We start from the raw sequence: 14,819 nt of genomic DNA, 5'->3' as shown, positions 1-14,819 counted from the left end.
CACCGGCCCGGGCGATCTCGACCGGGCCGGGGTAGACGGCCGCGGCGTCCCGGCGGTTGTGCTCGGCGTCGGTCCACGGGGGGATGTGGGTGAGGACGAGCCGGCGGGCGCCGGCCGCGGCGGCGTGCTCGCCCGCCTCGCGGCCGTTGAGGTGGACGGCCTGGTAGGTGTCGCGTCCGTCGATGTACGCGGCCTCGCAGAGGAAGAGGTCGGTGTCGCGGGCGAGTTCGACGAGTTCGGCGCTCTCGCCGGTGTCCCCGCTGTAGACCAGCGAGCGGCCGCCGTGCTCCAGCCGGAAGGCGAAGGCGTCGACGGGGTGGTTGACCTGGGCGACGGTGATCCGGAACGGGCCGAGTCCGAAGCTGCCGGGGGTGAGGGTGCGGAACTCGAACACCTCCTTCATCCCGGGATTCTCCGGCATGTCGTAGGCGCGGGCGAGCCGCTCGGCGGTGCCGGCCGGACCGTACACGGGCAGCAGTTCGGGGCAGCCCTCGGCGCGGTAGTTGCGGGCCACCCAGTAGGCGCAGAGGTCGACGCAGTGGTCGGCGTGCAGGTGGCTGAGCAGGACGGCGTCGACGTCGTAGAGGCCGGTGTACCTCTGGAGGGCGCCGAGGGCTCCGTTGCCGAGGTCGAGGACGACGCGGTAGCCCTCGGCCTCGACCAGGTAGCTGGAGCAGGGCGAGTCGGCGGACGGGAAGCTCCCCGAGCACCCCACCACGGTCAGTTTCATCCGAGCCCCTCCGCCCCGACACATCCTGGCTGCTGCTGGAAAACGGCATCGCCGTCCTCCACCGGAACCGCGTGGAAAACAGCATGGAAAACGGCAGGCCGGGGCCGGTGGACCGGCCGGTGGCACTGCATTGGTGTGTCGAGGGTAAGGGCGGAGCGGCACTTTGCCCCCGTCTCCGTGCCGGGCTGTGGGCGGAATCACCAGAACGCCCGGGGCGGGAGCGGGGGGCGGTTGACGGGCCGGGGATCAGCGGCGACCGGGCCGATTGCGGGCCCAGCTGCGGATGGTGGAGGGGTACCAGCGCGGGTGGCCGTTGCCGTCGATCACGTCCGGGTCGGGCAGCAGCCGGTGCCTGCGGTAGCTGCGGACGGTCGCGGGCCGGACGTTGATGTGACGGGCGATCTCGGCGCAGGACCACAGCTCGGGGCCACGGGTCACGGGGGCACCTCCGGGGACGGGGGCGGACGTTCGTGACGCAGCCTGGCCGGGCCGGTCGGAGCTCCGGGCACAGAACGGGCATTGTGGCAGTTCCGTGACGAACCGGGGGCAATGCGCGGACAATTGCCCAATCGTCACGGCCGCCGCGGTGGTGGCGTTCACCCTCGGCCCGGTACGGTTCGCCGCATGAACGGCATGACCGCTACCTGGCTCGTCCTGTCGCTGCTGGGCGTCGCGCTGCTGGCCGCCGCCGCGGCGGCGCTGGTGCGGCGCACCCGTCCGGCCCCGCGCCCGGCCGGGCCGACCCGTCCGCGGCCGCGGACGGGGGCCGGCCCGGAACCGCAGGAGATCTGGTGGGCGCAGGTGCCGTTCGAGGACGGGCCCGGGTCCAAGGACCGCCCGTGCCTGGTGCTGCGGGTGCACGGCCGGACCGCCACCGTCGCGAAGATCACCAGCAAGCACCACGCCGAACGCCCGGGCGTGCTGCCGCTGCCGCCCGGTTCGGTGGGCGACCGGCAGGACCGGACCAGTTGGCTGGAGACCGACGAGCTGCGGGAGGTGCCGCTGTCGGCCTTCCGCCGCCGGGCCGGCACGGTGGACCGGCAGGTCTGGGCCCGCACCCGGAAGGTGCTGGAAGGCCGTTAGGGATCTGGCAGGTGCGCCCTACGCCCAGAGCTGGCCCTGCAGCGCCTCGACCGCGGCCTCGGTGGACTCGGCGGTGTAGATGCCGGTGGACAGGTACTTCCACCCTCCGTCGGCGACCACGAAGACGATGTCCGCGCGCTCCCCCGCGGCCGCCGCCTTGCGACCGACGCCGATCGCCGCGTGCAGGATGGCGCCGGTCGAGACGCCCGCGAAGATGCCCTCCTGCTGGAGGAGTTCACGGGTGCGGCGGACGGCGTCCGCGGAGCCGACCGAGAAGCGGGTGGTGAGCACCTCGGCGTCGTACAGCTCGGGGACGAAGCCCTCGTCCAGGTTGCGCAGCCCGTACACCAGGTCGTCGTAGCGCGGCTCGGCGGCGACGATCTTCACGCCGGGGACCTTCTCGCGCAGGTAGCGGCCGACGCCCATCAGGGTGCCGGTGGTGCCGAGGCCGGCCACGAAGTGGGTGACGGTCGGCAGGTCGGCGAGGATCTCGGGGCCGGTGCCGGTGTAGTGGGCGCCCGCGTTGTCGGGGTTGCCGTACTGGTAGAGCATGACCCAGTCGGGGTGCTCGGCGGCGATCTCCTTGGCGATCCGGACGGCGGTGTTGGAGCCGCCGGCGGCCGGGGAGGAGATGATCTCGGCGCCCCACATGCGGAGCAGTTCGCGCCGCTCCTCGCTGGTGTTCTCGGGCATCACGCAGACCATCCGGTAGCCCTTGAGCTTGGCGGCCATGGCCAGCGAGATGCCGGTGTTGCCGCTGGTGGGCTCCAGGACGGTGCAGCCGGGGGTGAGCCGGCCGTCGGCCTCGGCGCGCTCGATCATGTGCAGGGCCGGGCGGTCCTTGATCGAGCCGGTGGGGTTGCGGTCCTCCAGCTTGGCCCACAGGCTGACCAGGCCCTCGGCGTTGCCGGGGAGGGCGGCGGACAGCCTCGGCAGGCGGACCAGCGGGGTGTTGCCGACGGCTTCGAGCGGGCTGTCGTAACGCAAGGGAGGCCTCCGGCCAAGGCGGTGGGGGTGGAGGAGCGGCTCCCCCACCGTGGGCGGCGGGGGGAGCCCGGGACTTCAGCGGGCGCCGCCGGCCACGGCGGGCAGGATGGTGACGCTGTCGCCGTCGGCGACGGCGGTGGAGATGCCCTCCAGGAAGCGGACGTCCTCGTCGTTCAGGTAGACGTTGACGAAGCGGCGCAGCTCGCCGCCCTCGACCAGTCGGGCGGCGATGCCCGGGTGGCGGGCGTCGAGGTCGGTGAAGAGTTCCCCGAGGTTGCTGCCGTTGCCTTCGACGGCCTTGGCACCGTCGGTGTAGGTGCGGAGGATGGTCGGGATGCGGACCTCGATGGCCATGAGTGCGCTCCTGTGCGAGTCGTGGAGTGGGTGGGCCGCAGCGGACGCGGCAGGGCGGGCGCCCGGGGGCTCGGCGGCGCCGGAGGGCGACGGGCCCCGGGTGAGGTGCGAAGCGGCTCTCAGCGCGAGCGCGCGGACGTACCGGGACAGATCGCGCCGGCGTGCCGGCACAGGTCGATGTGCAGGCGCGCCACGAGGCGGGTGCCCGGGGCCTGAGTGCTCACATCGACGGAACGCATGGGTTCATCGTATAGATTCCCGGGCCCGCTCGGACATGCCCGTCTCGGGATCCGGATGTTCGCGTCCCCAGGGCTGAGACGACGGCGGCCCGCCACCCCTTCGCCAGGAGTCGGCGGGCCGGGTCCGCGGGCGCACCGGTCAGGCCGGGTAGGCCTCGACCACCTGCACGTCTTCCTCCGTGATCTCGCCGTCCACGATGCGGAACGAACGGAACTGGTACGGGTCCTCCTCGCCGTTGCCCTCGGCGGTGGAGACCAGGACGTAGTGGGCGAACGGCTCGGAGGCGTAGCGCACGTCGGTGCGCGAGGGGTAGGCCTCGGTGGCGGTGTGCGAGTGGTAGACGATCACCGGCTCCTCGTCCCGGTCGTCCATCTCGCGGTAGAGCTTGAGCAGGTCGCCCGAGTCGAACTCGTAGAAGGTGGGCGAGCGGGCGGCGTTGAGCATCGGGATGAACCGCTCGGGCCGTCCGCTGCCGGCCGGTCCGGCGACCACGCCGCAGGCCTCGTCCGGGTGGTCGGCGCGGGCGTGGGCCACGATCCGGTCGCGGAGTTCTCGGGTGATGGTCAGCATGCGGTCAGGATAGCCACGCCCCGGCGGGCCCAGAACGGGTGTCCGGGCGCCGGGGCGTCCGAGGCGCGGTCAGGCGGTCAGTGGGCGTCCACGTTCCCGTCGCGGGCGGGCGCCCGGTCCGGGGCGGCGCCGCGGACGGCCTGCGGGTCGCGGCGCTTGAGCACCCGGTAGCCGATCACCAACAGCAGGGCCCAGCCCGGGAAGACGAACAGCGAGACCCGGTTGTCCCGGTCCAGGCCGATCAGCACCACGACCAGGGCGAGGAAGGCGAGCGCGGCCCCGCTGACCCAGGCGCCGCCGGGCGCCTTGAAGGTGGGCGGCGGCAGGTGGCCGGCCCGCCAGGCCCGGCGGTAGCGGATCTGGGAGATCAGGATCATCGCCCAGGTCCACAGGCCGCAGACCGTGGCGACCGAGGTGATGTACTCGAACGCCCGTGCCGGGACGACGTAGTTGAGCAACACGCCGACGCCCATCAGCAGGCAGGAGGCGGTGATCGCGAAGGCCGGGGTGCGGCGGGCGTTGAGCCTGGTGAGCCGCCGCGGGGCCTGGCCGCTCAGCGCGAGGTCGCGCAGCATGCGGCCGGTGGAGTACATCCCGGAGTTGCAGGAGGAGAGCGCCGCGGTGAGCACCACGAAGTTGATGATGCCGGCCGCCGCCGGGATGCCGATCTTGCCGAAGGCGGCGACGAACGGGCTGACGCCGGGCTGGAATTCGGTCCACGGCACGAGCGAGAGGATGACCACCAGGGCGCCGATGTAGAACAGCGCGATCCGCCAGGGCAGGGTGTTGATGGCGCGCGGCAGGGTCTTCTCGGGGTTCTCGCTCTCGCCCGCGGTGACGCCGACCAACTCGACGCCCAGGTAGGCGAACATGACGATCTGGAGGGTCATCACGGTGGAGCCGATGCCCTGGGGGAAGAAGCCGCCGTCCTGCCAGAGGTGGCCGATCGACGCGGTGTCACCGGCCTTGCTGAAGCCGAGGGTCAGCACCCCGACGCCGATCAGGATCATGCCGATGATGGCGGTGACCTTGACCATGGAGAACCAGAACTCGATCTCGCCGAACAGCTTCACCGAGATCAGGTTGGCCGCGTAGAGCAGGACCAGGAAGGTCAGCGCACTGATCCACTGCGGTATGTCGGGCGCCCAGAACCGCACGTAGACAGCGGCGGCGGTGGTCTCCGCCATGCCGGTGACGACCCAGAACAGCCAGTACGTCCAGCCGGTCACGTACCCGGCGAAGGGGCCGAGGAACTCGCGGGCGTACTCGGCGAAGCTGCCGGAGACCGGGCGGTAGGTGAGCAGTTCGCCGAGCGCCCGCATGATCACGAAGATCACCAGGCCGGCGACGGCGTAGGAGAGGATCAGGCTCGGGCCGGAGCGGGAGATCGCGGTGCCCGCGCCGAGGAACAGGCCGGTGCCGATCGCGCCGCCGATCGCGATCATCTGGATCTGGCGGCTGCCGAGCCCGCGCTCGTAGCCCTCCGCATCCGGCGTGCTGTCGACGATGTCGTCGTACGACTTCTCGGCCATGGTGCACCGTCCTGGTCGGTCTCGGGGGTGGAGAAGTCGTACCACGCGAAGTTCGTATAACGGTGTCCATCTGAGCGTTATTTGAGCATGACCTGGTATGTTTTGCCCGATTTTCATAAGAAATGCCCCGGCCGATCGTCCATATTCTGGACGAAATGGCCGGGGCTTGCCCGGAATCGGGCAGGATCTCCCGCCGGGCTCAGTCCGCCATCGCCTCCAGCAGCGACTCCTGCAGGGCGCCCAGCCACAGGTAGGCCATCACCAACGGCTTGCGCTCGTCACCGTCCGGCAACTCGTAGAGGCCGTCCTCGTCGTCCTCGGAGACCTCCAGCCGGACGCCGACGGCCAGCCGCAGGTCGTTCAGCGCGCCCAGCCAGCGAAGGCACTCGGGTGCGGCCAGCTTGAGCACCCCGCCGTCGCCGAGGCCGTCCAGCGCCCGGACGACGAACAGCGCGTCGTCCCGCTTGCGGGCCCGCAGGTCCAGCTCGGTGAAGCGACGGAACTCCCCGGACGCGATCCTGGCCTCCTCGCCCTCCGGCTTCTCCGGGTCGCGGTAGGCGTCCGGGAAGAGCCGGGCCAGCACCGGGTCGGCGGGCGCCTCGGTCGGGCCCTCGGCGAACAAGGCGGCCAGCGGGTCGCCGCCCTCCCCGCCCGGGCCGGGGCCGATCAGCTCCAGCAACTGCACTTCCAGCGAGCGCAGGATGGAGGCCTCCCACTCGTCCAGCGCGATCGCCGCGCCGCCACCGCCGGTGCTCTCGAACAACCCAGCCATCTGTATCGGTCAGCCCGTCTTCGTCGTCTTCGGTCGTACGGCCGGCGCTCCGGCACCGGTCCGGTCGGTGCCGGTCGCCCCTGCGCCGGTCGGGTCGGCGTCCGCCGAGCCGGCGCCCGTCCTGCCGGCGCCGGTCGGGTCGGCGTCAGTCGTGCTGCAGCGTCGCCCAGAGGCCGTAGCCGTGCATCGCCTGGACGTCGCGCTCCATCTCCTCGCGGGACCCGCTGGAGACCACCGCCCGACCCTTGGTGTGGACGTCCATCATCAGCTTCCGGGCCTTGTCCTTCGGGTAGCCGAAGTAGGCCTGGAAGACGTACTGGACATAGCTCATCAGGTTGACCGGGTCGTTGTGCACGATGGTCACCCAGGGCGTGTCCGGCTCGGTCGCCGGCAGCCCCTCGACCTCCGGGCGCTCGATCTCCACGGGCGCGACGCTCACGCCGGGTCCTCCTCGCTGCACAGTCGTCCGTAACCCCTCATGCCCCATGCTGCCATCCGGGGGACACCCGAGCGATTCCGGCCCACCGCACTCGACGAGAAATCGTCACTCTGACGCTAAGTGGTAGTAGCATCATCCGTATGGACGCCACTTCCGTGCGAGCGGCCGGCTCGACCGCCCTGCTCACCGACCGCTACGAGCTCACCATGCTGCAGGCCGCCCTGCGCAGCGGGGCCGCACACCGCCGCTCCGTCTTCGAGGTGTTCACCCGCCGCCTGCCGAACGGCCGCCGCTACGGTGTCATGGCCGGCACCGGCCGGGTGCTGGACGCCGTCGAGAACTTCCGCTTCACCACCCCGCAGCTGGACTGGCTGGCCGACCAGGACGTGGTCGACGAGGACACCCTGCGCTTCCTCGCCGACTACCGCTTCCGCGGCGACATCCACGGCTACCCCGAGGGGGAGGTCTACTTCCCCGGCTCGCCGCTGCTCACCATCGAGGGCAGCTTCGCCGAGGCGGTGATCCTGGAGACGGTGATCCTCTCGATCCTCAACCACGACTCGGCCATCGCGGCCGCCGCCTCCCGGATGACCGCCGCCGCCGGCGGCCGCCCGGTGATCGAGATGGGCGCCCGCCGGGCCCACGAGCAGTCCGCCGTCGCCGCCGCCCGGGCGGCCTACGTGGCCGGCTTCGTCGCCACCTCCGACCTGGAGGCCGGCTTCACCCACGGCATCCCGACCACCGGCACCGCCGCGCACGCCTTCACGCTGGTGCACGACAGCGAGCGGGACGCCTTCACGGCGCAGATAGCCTCCATGGGCAAGGGCACCACCCTGCTGGTCGACACCTTCGACCTGCGCGAGGCCGTGCACACCGCGGTCGAGGTGGCCGGCCCCGAACTCGGCGCCGTCCGGATCGACTCCGGCGACCTCACCCTGCTGGCCCACCGGGTCCGCCGCCAGCTGGACGAACTCGGCGCCGACCGGACCAGGATCATCGTCACCTCGGACCTGGACGAGTACGCGATCGCCGCCCTGGCCGCCGCCCCCGTGGACGGCTACGGCGTCGGCACCAGCCTCGTCACCGGCAGCGGACACCCGACCTGCGCGATGGTCTACAAGCTGGTCGCCCGGGCCGGGGCCGACGGCGGCCCGATGGTGCCGGTGGCCAAGCGCGCGGCCGGCGGCAAGACCAGCATCGGCGGCCGCAAGTGGGCGGCCCGCCGACCCGACACCGACGGCGTGGCCGAGGCCGAGGTGGTCGGCACCGGGCCCGTCCCGGACGAACTGCGGCCGCACCTGATGCAGGTGCCGCTGGTGCTGTCCGGCGAGACCGTCGGCCGGGAACCGCTGAGCGCCGCCCGCGACCGGCACGTGCGCGCCCGCGCCGCGCTGCCGCTGTCCGCCACCCAGCTGTCCAAGGGCGACCCGGTCCTGCCGACCGAACTGCTCCTGCCCGCCGGGCCGGCCCACTGAGCGGAGCCCGGGGCCGGGCCACCGGACCGGCTCCGGGGCTTCCGCCCCCGCCCGCCACTCCCTAGAGTCAGCCGTAGAGTTCCCCGAGTTCCCCCGGAGCTCCCCGAGGACCCCCCGCGCCCGGCACGGCCGGGCCGCGCACTCCCGAGGGCTCCCTCCACCGGGGCGCCGCCTCCCGCGGGCCCCCGAGATCCGAGGATGCAAGCCATGCACCGGGCACTGATCGTCGTCGACGTGCAGAACGACTTCTGCGAGGGCGGCAGCCTGGCCGTCGCCGGCGGCGCCGAGGTGGCCGCCGACATCACCGACCTGATCGCCGAGTCCTCCCCCGGCTACCAGCACATCCTCGCCACCCGCGACCACCACATCGACCCGGGCGACCACTTCTCCGCCGAGCCGGACTACGTCGACAGCTGGCCACCGCACTGCGTGGCCGGCACCGAGGGCGTGGGCTTCCACCCCAACTTCGCGCCCGCCGTCATCTCCGGCGCGGTCGAGGCGGTCTTCGACAAGGGCGCCCACTCGGCGGCGTACAGCGGCTTCGAGGGGCTGGACGAGAACAACCGCGGCCTGGTGGAGTGGCTGCGCGAACGGCAGGTCGACGAGGTCGACGTGGTCGGCATCGCCACCGACCACTGCGTCCGGGCAACCGCGCTGGACGCCGCCCGGGCGGGCTTCACCACCCGGGTGCTGCTGGACCTCACCGCCGGGGTGCACCCGGAGACCACCGCCGCCGCGCTGGCGGAGCTGAGGGCGGCCGGGGTCGAGCTGGTCGGCACACCGGTGGTCCGTTCGTAGCGGATTCCGGGGCCGTGCTGCGGCTCCGCGGTCGCGGGACCGTGGGTGCGGTGCCGTCGGTGCGGCTCCGCGGTCGCCGGAGCGTGCTCACGGTGCCGTCGGGTGCGGCTCCACGGTCCGGTCGGGCTCCGGGCCGGCTCAGACCACCAGCAGCTCCACCATGTCCGTCCCGCCGACCCGGTACGCCTCACGCAGTTCGCCGCCGACCGCGTCCGGGTCGGCTGCCAGCCCGGCCCCGGAGACGTACACCACCCGGATGCCCAGGTACTCCATCCGGTGCTGGCCGCCGCGCACCCAGGCGGCCTCGCCCTCGCTCACGCAGCGCAGCTCCGAGTCCACCTCCACCGCGACGCCCCGCTCCGGCCAGTAGAGGTCCGGGACGGCGATGTACGTGCCGCCGCGCATCCGCAGCTCGGGGGCGTTCAGCGGGGCGGGCAGCAGCCACTCGTCCACCAGGCGACCGAGTTGATCCAGCACCAGGTCGCGCTCTGCGGCGAGCAGTTCGTCCAGTGCGGCTCGCACCCGGGGCTCGCCGGTCAGCCCGGAATCGGTGAGCTCGACCACCAACTCCCGTGCGGTGCAGAGGTTGTCGGGCAGGGCGACGGCCTCCCGCAGCACCTCGCGCACCGGCGCCGAGTGCCCCGGCTCCGCCGTCCACTCGGCCAACGCGTCGGCGACCGCCCGGGCCACCGGCGCACAGGCCAGCCCGTGCACCGAGCGGGCCACCAACTCCCGTTCGGTGCGCCGGATCCGCACCTCGCCGACGTCCTTCAGCCGGCGCTGCCGGGGCACCAGGACGTCCACCTCGGTCACCGCGGGCAGCCGGGGCACGACGGTGAAGCCGTACAGGGCCAGCGCGGCCGCGCCGGTGATCACCGCGCCCTCCCGGCGACCCTCCTCGCGGCCGTTCTGCGCGGCGTACAGCAGCGCGACCCACATCCGCTGCTCCGGGGTGGGCTCGGCGGACTGCAGCAGGTAGACCCGGGGCAGCATCCGCCGCCAGGGGCCGCCCCGGCGGCAGTGCTCGGTGATGATCCGGGCCGGCACGCCCCGGGCGCGCAGCTGGCTCGCGGTGACGACGTTCTGCTGACGCTTCGCCAGTTCCTCCAGGGACGGCGGCGGCGACGGAATCCGGTAGCTCATGCCGACACCATCCCCAACCGCCCGGACCGGCGACCGGGGGCCTGATGCACTGTTACTCAACCGTCGCGAAACCGGGATCAGCCCGCACTAAAGTCCTCATACCCTCACTCATTTGGAGTAATTGACGCTCATCAGGTTGTCATATGTGATCGAGAACGATCGCCAACCTGGTCGCCTGACCCAGAGTGACCAAGGGCATACGGCGAGGGACCCCCAAGGCGTCAATCGCACCCCGGGAATTGCCTAGGCTTACGTCATGTCACGTGACGAGACCGCCGGCCTCCGCGCGGCCCAGCTCCGCCTCGGCCGCCTGCCCGGATACGTCCGCCGCCCGGACCCCGCCCGTCGCAGCGGCGAGAAGGGCCATACGTACAAGAAGGGCTGGGAGGTCCGCTTCACCGCCCGCAGTGAGGCCGAGATAGCAGAGATCCGCGACCTCGTGGTCGCCGCCGGGTTCGCCCCGGCCAGACCCTTCTTCAAGGGGCACCAACTCATCCAGCCCGTCTACGGCATGGCGGCCGTGCAGGCCTACCTGGCCGCGAGACAGGCCGCCGAGGAACACGCCGCCCGGGCCACGCTCGGCCGCCGACGACGAGCGGCAGGACCGACCACCGGGGGGCGCGCCTCCGGGGCGCTCACGGGCGGCGGGCACGCCCCCGGAGCACGCGCCACGGGCGCGGCGCACCGGTGCGAGCGCGAGGAGGCCGCCGCCGGAGCAGCTGCGGCGGCTGCGGCCGCGGCTGCCGCAGCGGCACAGGCGGTCCGGCGACGGGCCGTCGAGGCGTTCCCCACCCAGGTCGAGCGGGACACCGCCGCCGACCGGATCTCCTCCACGGAGGCCCGGACGACCTCCTGACGGGCGGCCGCTCCGCCCGTCCTCCCGCCCCGGCCGGTCCGGTCCAGACCGCCGGGGCGCGGTCGATGTGCACGGTGACCGCCGGCAGTCGCGGGGCCACCCGGACCGGCGCCCGCTCCGCCGCCCCGGGGCGCGGCAAGCGCCCGTCCGGCACGTCCGCAGCGCGCCCGTCCCGCCCACGCCGTCCACCCGCGCAGCGCGGCGTCACCGTGGTGACGACCATGACCCCGTCCGTGGTGATCTTCGCGATGATCGTGAGTACGGTTGTGCGGGTGGTTGTGCGGGCACAGGTTCACGCCCTGAGCGTGGACGCCAGCCTCCTCAGGGCCTACGGTGGCACATCAACTGCCTTGCAGTCACAGCCGTCCCACACCGGCTGACCAGCTGCGACGCGCTCGCACCTACGACTCTCCCGCCACTGTGCAGCACCGCCCCGCCGGCCCCCGCCCGGCCGTCCCGCCGCCGTGCCCGACGCCGGTCGCCACCGGAACCGGCCTGGCGGCGGCGGGTTCCGGGCATTCCATCGGATTGGTCACCCAGCGCACCTAGGGCCTACCGTAGAGTGAGCACAGATGATCGACCGCCAGAAACCCATCTCCCTTTCCGAGAAGCCGAGATGACCAACCGTCACGAGAGTTCAGCCGAGCCGCCCCCGGGGCCCGGCGAGCCGGCGGACGTACCACTGGAGTTCACCGCGTTCTGCGAACTCCACCGCCCCCGGTACCTCAGCTACGCGCGCGTGTGGCTGACCGAGCACAGCGCCGCGGCCATCGCCGTCCAGCAGGCCTTCGCGGAAATCGCGGTGAACTGGCGGGAGTTGATGGGCAGCTCCAACCCGACCGCGCACGCCTGGGAGATCCTGCGCGGCACCGTCGCCGAACACACCCGCCAGGTGACCGCCGACCCGGACCGCCACCCGGCCGACGACGACCTGGCGATCCTGCACTACGTCGTCGGCCTCGCCGCCCCCGAGATCGCCGACGTCATCGGCACCGACGCCGCCAGCGTCGCCGGACGACTGCGCCGCACCATGCTGCGGGAGGCCTCCGGCTGGTGACCCCGCAGCCCGGCCCTTCCGGGGACGGCCCTTCCGGGGACGGCCGTTCCGGGGGCGGCCCTTCCGGGGAGGGCCTCAGGCCCGCTCGCCCGTCACGTCGAACAGATGGTGCACCGGGTCGTGGATCAGGTACCGGGAGAACGACTCGACCGTGAACCGCGCCCCGTCGCTGCGGTTCCCGGTCCGCCCCCACTGCGCGCCGGCCACCCGCTCGAAGGCCGCGGCAAGCGTCTCGGCGGCCTCCTCCAGCTCCCCGGCCACCACCCGCGGGTCCTGCTCGCCGTAGCGCTCGGCGACGGCCGTCTCGTCCTGGTCCCAGTTGGGGAACAGCGGGCCGTCCTGGTCCAGCATCAGGTTCAGCCGGACGTGGAACAGCCGGAAGACGTCCCGGACGTGGCACGCGTACTCCAGGTCCGACCACACCCCCGGGGCCGGCCGCCCGCGCAGCCCGTCCGCGTCCCCCGCCAGCACCGTCAGCCAGCCCTCCGCATTGGCCCGGACCATCCCGGCGACGTCCTCCCGGACCACCTTCGGGGTGTCCAACCCGCAGTCGGGGCAGGGGCGTTCCAGCACCCAGGTCCAGTCCTTGGTGTCCGGGACGATCCCGTCGGTGGTGGTGGTGGCGATCGGCGCGTTCTCGACCGGCGTGCTCTCAGGAGTGCTCATGGGCCCAGCATCTCCGCCGCCCGGGGACCCCCACCAGCGGCAATGACGCCAGCCGTCGCCGAAATGCTGCCACCCCCGGCGCACTCACCCGGCGCAGTCCCCCATCACGCGCCCCCATCTCCGCGCGCACACCAGCCCGGTGCACGCCCGCACACCACCCGCCACCCACCACCCGCCGGGCCGAAAATGCATGGACGAACCGGAAACCGACCGTCCACCCTGACTACCATGACCGCCGACGCCGCCGATCGCACCGATCTCGCCGCCCTCGCCGTGAAGCCCACCCTGCACGGCCCCACCATCCGGCTCGTCCCCCTCGACGAACGGCACACCGACCCGATGTGGGAACTCTGCGCCGACGAGGCGACCAACCGGCTCACCGGCACCCGCACCGTCTTCACCCGCGACCGGATCCACCAGTGGTGCACCACCCGCCCCGAACAGCCCGACCGCCTCGACCTCGCCGTCGAAGACCCCGCCACCGGTCGCTTCCTCGGCGAGACCGCCCTCACCGACGTCGACCCGGACAACTCCTCAGCCAGCTTCCGGATCGCCCTCGCCCCGGACTGCACCGGCCGCGGCATCGGCACCGAGACCACCCTCCTGGTCCTGCGCCACGCCTTCGAGACCATCCGCCTCAACCGCGTCCACCTCGAAGTCTTCGAGTACAACGAACGCGCCGCCCACTCCTACCGCAAGTCCGGCTTCACCCTCGAAGGCCGCGCCCGCCAGGCCCACCACTGGGACGACCGCTACTGGGACGTCCTCCAGATGGCCGCCCTACGCGACGAATGGCTCGCCACTCACTGATACGGCCCCCCGCGCGGCGGCTGCTGATACGGCCCCGGCCCGTACGCCCCCGCCGCCGGCCGCCGCCGTGCCCGCACGACGAACACCACGACGAGCACCACAACACCGATCAGCAGGCCCGCCAGCCCCACCAGGACCCAGACCCCGATCGCACTGCTGCTGCCCGCGCTGTCCCCCTCAGGGACCATGGGCTCCACGGAGGGCTCGTCGGTCTCCTCATCCACCGGAGGCGGCGTGCCCTTCGCTTCCATCCGCCCGATCAGAGGGTTCTCCCGGGGCCCGTTGTCCACGGCGGGATTCACTTCCAGAGCCTTCGCCGGCGCGACGAGCCCGTAGCCGTAATGGTTGTTGGGCACCACAGCCCCGTTGGCTGGCGGAGTGGCCGATTTGATCATCCGATTGATTACCTGCCCGGCCGACAGGTTTGGATACTTCGCCCTGATCAGCGCGGCAGTGGCGGAGACATAGGCGGTTGAATCCGAGGTCCCGCTTCCGGTTCCATAGGCTGTCGGAGACTTCGCGGCCGCGTGGTTGATACTCACCCCGGGCGCGACAAGTGTCGTCTCGGGCCCCGACGTGGACCGATCCCACACAACGCCCTTGGAGTCCGCTGCCCCCACAGCCACCACTCCCGGGAAGGCGGCTGGGTATTCGACCCCCATGTCCAATCCGCTGTTACCTGAACCCGCCACCAATACGACGTCCTTCGACACCGCGTAGTTGACAGCCTTTCGCAGCTGCGAGTCGAAGCGGTAGGACCCGGAAAGGGAGATGTTGACGACCTTCGCACCGTGATCCACTGCAAAACGGATCGCCTCCGCGAAGCCGTTCTGATTCGCATCCGGGCTCTCCGAAGAATCAGGGTCCGGCAAAGGACTGGACTTGTCAGCGTCCGTTCTCACCTTCACCGGAAGGATCTTCGTCTTCGGTGCCAGCCCCATCACCCCTGCCTGATCGCCGTGTCCGTGCCCGGCAATCAGGCTCGCCATTGCGGTGCCATGGCCATCACTGTCCACACGCCCGTCCGTTTTGCCATCAGAGAAGTCGGCGCCGGGAAGCACCTGCCCGGTCAGGTCCTGGTGGTCCTGGTTCACACCGGTGTCGATCACTCCGACGATCACGCCGTCGCCTTGACTGACCGGCCAGACCTTCGCTTCCGCTTCGAAGGATTTCAACGCCCACTGCTGATCTCTGGTCTGGTCAGCCGATGCCACCGGCACGGCCAAGCCCAGCATCAGTACTCCGGCAGCCAGAGCCGCCGCACCGCGCGCCAACCGGCGGCTCGTCAAACCTGGTCACCCCACTCA

18 protein-coding genes are annotated in these 14,819 nt (G+C 72.0%); 6 read left to right on the top strand and 12 right to left on the bottom strand.

Annotated elements, in window-relative coordinates; all coding sequences use genetic code 11:
• Together ACFU7Y_RS03790 and ACFU7Y_RS03785 are read right to left on the bottom strand one after the other, a co-directional pair.
• A partial coding sequence (locus ACFU7Y_RS03790) for an MBL fold metallo-hydrolase (RefSeq protein ID WP_380766383.1) occupies positions 1-730 on the bottom strand: 730 nt, incomplete at its 3' end.
• A gap of 246 nt (positions 731-976) precedes the next feature.
• Complete coding sequence (locus ACFU7Y_RS03785) at positions 977-1,168, bottom strand: MarR family transcriptional regulator (protein WP_224284985.1); 192 nt, start codon at positions 1,166-1,168, stop codon at positions 977-979.
• 186 nt (positions 1,169-1,354) lie between these two features.
• Here ACFU7Y_RS03785 and ACFU7Y_RS03780 point away from each other — a divergent pair, with 186 nt between their 5' ends.
• Positions 1,355-1,813 (top strand): type II toxin-antitoxin system PemK/MazF family toxin, encoded by a 459-nt coding sequence (locus tag ACFU7Y_RS03780; protein ID WP_380766382.1) that lies wholly within the window; start codon positions 1,355-1,357, stop codon positions 1,811-1,813.
• Between the two features lie 18 nt (positions 1,814-1,831).
• Here ACFU7Y_RS03780 and ACFU7Y_RS03775 read toward each other — a convergent pair whose 3' ends face one another.
• From ACFU7Y_RS03775 to clpS, 7 genes are all read right to left on the bottom strand, one after another.
• On the bottom strand, positions 1,832-2,800 hold the full coding sequence (locus tag ACFU7Y_RS03775) for a PLP-dependent cysteine synthase family protein (protein ID WP_380766381.1): 969 nt from the start codon (positions 2,798-2,800) through the stop codon (positions 1,832-1,834).
• A gap of 75 nt (positions 2,801-2,875) precedes the next feature.
• Entirely contained in the window at positions 2,876-3,154 is a 279-nt protein-coding gene (locus ACFU7Y_RS03770) for a MoaD/ThiS family protein (RefSeq protein WP_224282816.1), read from the bottom strand.
• A 119-nt stretch (positions 3,155-3,273) separates the two neighbouring features.
• Positions 3,274-3,393: a putative leader peptide gene (locus ACFU7Y_RS03765; protein WP_374120048.1), complete on the bottom strand. Its 120-nt coding sequence runs from the start codon at positions 3,391-3,393 to the stop codon at positions 3,274-3,276.
• Between the two features lie 139 nt (positions 3,394-3,532).
• Positions 3,533-3,964, bottom strand: a complete 432-nt coding sequence (locus ACFU7Y_RS03760; protein WP_224282815.1) for a Mov34/MPN/PAD-1 family protein — start codon at positions 3,962-3,964, stop codon at positions 3,533-3,535.
• 77 nt (positions 3,965-4,041) lie between these two features.
• Positions 4,042-5,496 (bottom strand): amino acid permease, encoded by a 1,455-nt coding sequence (locus ACFU7Y_RS03755; protein ID WP_224282814.1) that lies wholly within the window; start codon positions 5,494-5,496, stop codon positions 4,042-4,044.
• A 199-nt stretch (positions 5,497-5,695) separates the two neighbouring features.
• Positions 5,696-6,268, bottom strand: coding sequence for a DUF2017 domain-containing protein (locus ACFU7Y_RS03750; RefSeq protein ID WP_224282813.1), 573 nt, complete (start codon positions 6,266-6,268; stop codon positions 5,696-5,698).
• 145 nt (positions 6,269-6,413) lie between these two features.
• Positions 6,414-6,707 (bottom strand): ATP-dependent Clp protease adapter ClpS, encoded by a 294-nt coding sequence (gene clpS / locus ACFU7Y_RS03745; RefSeq protein ID WP_224282812.1) that lies wholly within the window; start codon positions 6,705-6,707, stop codon positions 6,414-6,416.
• Positions 6,708-6,847: 140 nt separating this feature from the next.
• Here clpS and ACFU7Y_RS03740 point away from each other — a divergent pair, with 140 nt between their 5' ends.
• Complete coding sequence (locus ACFU7Y_RS03740; RefSeq protein ID WP_380766380.1) at positions 6,848-8,182, top strand: nicotinate phosphoribosyltransferase; 1,335 nt, start codon at positions 6,848-6,850, stop codon at positions 8,180-8,182.
• A gap of 207 nt (positions 8,183-8,389) precedes the next feature.
• Entirely contained in the window at positions 8,390-8,980 is a 591-nt protein-coding gene (locus ACFU7Y_RS03735) for an isochorismatase family protein (protein WP_380766379.1), read from the top strand.
• Between the two features lie 138 nt (positions 8,981-9,118).
• On the opposite strand, the gene ACFU7Y_RS03730 is transcribed toward ACFU7Y_RS03735, so the two are convergent.
• Positions 9,119-10,123 (bottom strand): hypothetical protein, encoded by a 1,005-nt coding sequence (locus tag ACFU7Y_RS03730; protein WP_380766378.1) that lies wholly within the window; start codon positions 10,121-10,123, stop codon positions 9,119-9,121.
• 256 nt (positions 10,124-10,379) lie between these two features.
• Between ACFU7Y_RS03730 and ACFU7Y_RS03725 the strand changes: the two genes are divergently transcribed.
• Both ACFU7Y_RS03725 and ACFU7Y_RS03720 read left to right on the top strand, forming a co-directional pair.
• A complete protein-coding gene (locus tag ACFU7Y_RS03725) occupies positions 10,380-10,979 on the top strand; it encodes a hypothetical protein (RefSeq protein WP_380766377.1) in 600 nt (199 codons plus the stop codon).
• A gap of 616 nt (positions 10,980-11,595) precedes the next feature.
• Positions 11,596-12,036, top strand: a complete 441-nt coding sequence (locus tag ACFU7Y_RS03720; protein ID WP_224283119.1) for a hypothetical protein — start codon at positions 11,596-11,598, stop codon at positions 12,034-12,036.
• A 75-nt stretch (positions 12,037-12,111) separates the two neighbouring features.
• On the opposite strand, the gene ACFU7Y_RS03715 is transcribed toward ACFU7Y_RS03720, so the two are convergent.
• Positions 12,112-12,702 carry a DinB family protein gene (locus ACFU7Y_RS03715; protein WP_380766376.1) on the bottom strand — a complete coding sequence of 197 codons (591 nt, stop codon included), beginning with the start codon at positions 12,700-12,702 and terminating at the stop codon, positions 12,112-12,114.
• 228 nt (positions 12,703-12,930) lie between these two features.
• Here ACFU7Y_RS03715 and ACFU7Y_RS03710 point away from each other — a divergent pair, with 228 nt between their 5' ends.
• Positions 12,931-13,512: a GNAT family N-acetyltransferase gene (locus tag ACFU7Y_RS03710; RefSeq protein ID WP_224283121.1), complete on the top strand. Its 582-nt coding sequence runs from the start codon at positions 12,931-12,933 to the stop codon at positions 13,510-13,512.
• Here ACFU7Y_RS03710 and mycP read toward each other — a convergent pair.
• On the bottom strand, positions 13,506-14,747 hold the full coding sequence (mycP, locus tag ACFU7Y_RS03705) for a type VII secretion-associated serine protease mycosin (protein ID WP_380766374.1): 1,242 nt from the start codon (positions 14,745-14,747) through the stop codon (positions 13,506-13,508). The two genes, ACFU7Y_RS03710 and mycP, sit on opposite strands and share 7 nt — an antisense overlap.
• Positions 14,748-14,819 lie beyond the last annotated feature (72 nt).

The organism is Kitasatospora sp. NPDC057542 (assembly GCF_042801945.1).
Lineage (GTDB): Bacteria > Actinomycetota > Actinomycetes > Streptomycetales > Streptomycetaceae > Kitasatospora.
Note: the sequence above shows the minus strand (reverse complement) of the source record. Positions and strands in the feature narration are given on the sequence as shown.

Bases quoted from the DNA above. Each gene is read 5' to 3' on its own strand.
- ACFU7Y_RS03780 (WP_380766382.1), top strand. From the start codon at position 1,355: ATGAACGGCATGACCGCTACCTGGCTCGTCCTGTCGCTGCTGGGCGTC.
- ACFU7Y_RS03770 (WP_224282816.1), bottom strand. From the start codon at position 3,154: ATGGCCATCGAGGTCCGCATCCCGACCATCCTCCGCACCTACACCGAC.
- ACFU7Y_RS03765 (WP_374120048.1), bottom strand. From the start codon at position 3,393: ATGCGTTCCGTCGATGTGAGCACTCAGGCCCCGGGCACCCGCCTCGTG.
- ACFU7Y_RS03760 (WP_224282815.1), bottom strand. From the start codon at position 3,964: ATGCTGACCATCACCCGAGAACTCCGCGACCGGATCGTGGCCCACGCC.
- ACFU7Y_RS03755 (WP_224282814.1), bottom strand. From the start codon at position 5,496: ATGGCCGAGAAGTCGTACGACGACATCGTCGACAGCACGCCGGATGCG.
- ACFU7Y_RS03750 (WP_224282813.1), bottom strand. From the start codon at position 6,268: ATGGCTGGGTTGTTCGAGAGCACCGGCGGTGGCGGCGCGGCGATCGCG.
- ACFU7Y_RS03740 (WP_380766380.1), top strand. From the start codon at position 6,848: ATGGACGCCACTTCCGTGCGAGCGGCCGGCTCGACCGCCCTGCTCACC.
- ACFU7Y_RS03735 (WP_380766379.1), top strand. From the start codon at position 8,390: ATGCACCGGGCACTGATCGTCGTCGACGTGCAGAACGACTTCTGCGAG.
- ACFU7Y_RS03730 (WP_380766378.1), bottom strand. From the start codon at position 10,123: ATGAGCTACCGGATTCCGTCGCCGCCGCCGTCCCTGGAGGAACTGGCG.
- ACFU7Y_RS03725 (WP_380766377.1), top strand. From the start codon at position 10,380: ATGTCACGTGACGAGACCGCCGGCCTCCGCGCGGCCCAGCTCCGCCTC.
- ACFU7Y_RS03720 (WP_224283119.1), top strand. From the start codon at position 11,596: ATGACCAACCGTCACGAGAGTTCAGCCGAGCCGCCCCCGGGGCCCGGC.
- ACFU7Y_RS03715 (WP_380766376.1), bottom strand. From the start codon at position 12,702: ATGAGCACTCCTGAGAGCACGCCGGTCGAGAACGCGCCGATCGCCACC.
- ACFU7Y_RS03710 (WP_224283121.1), top strand. From the start codon at position 12,931: ATGACCGCCGACGCCGCCGATCGCACCGATCTCGCCGCCCTCGCCGTG.
- mycP (WP_380766374.1), bottom strand. From the start codon at position 14,747: ATGCTGGGCTTGGCCGTGCCGGTGGCATCGGCTGACCAGACCAGAGAT.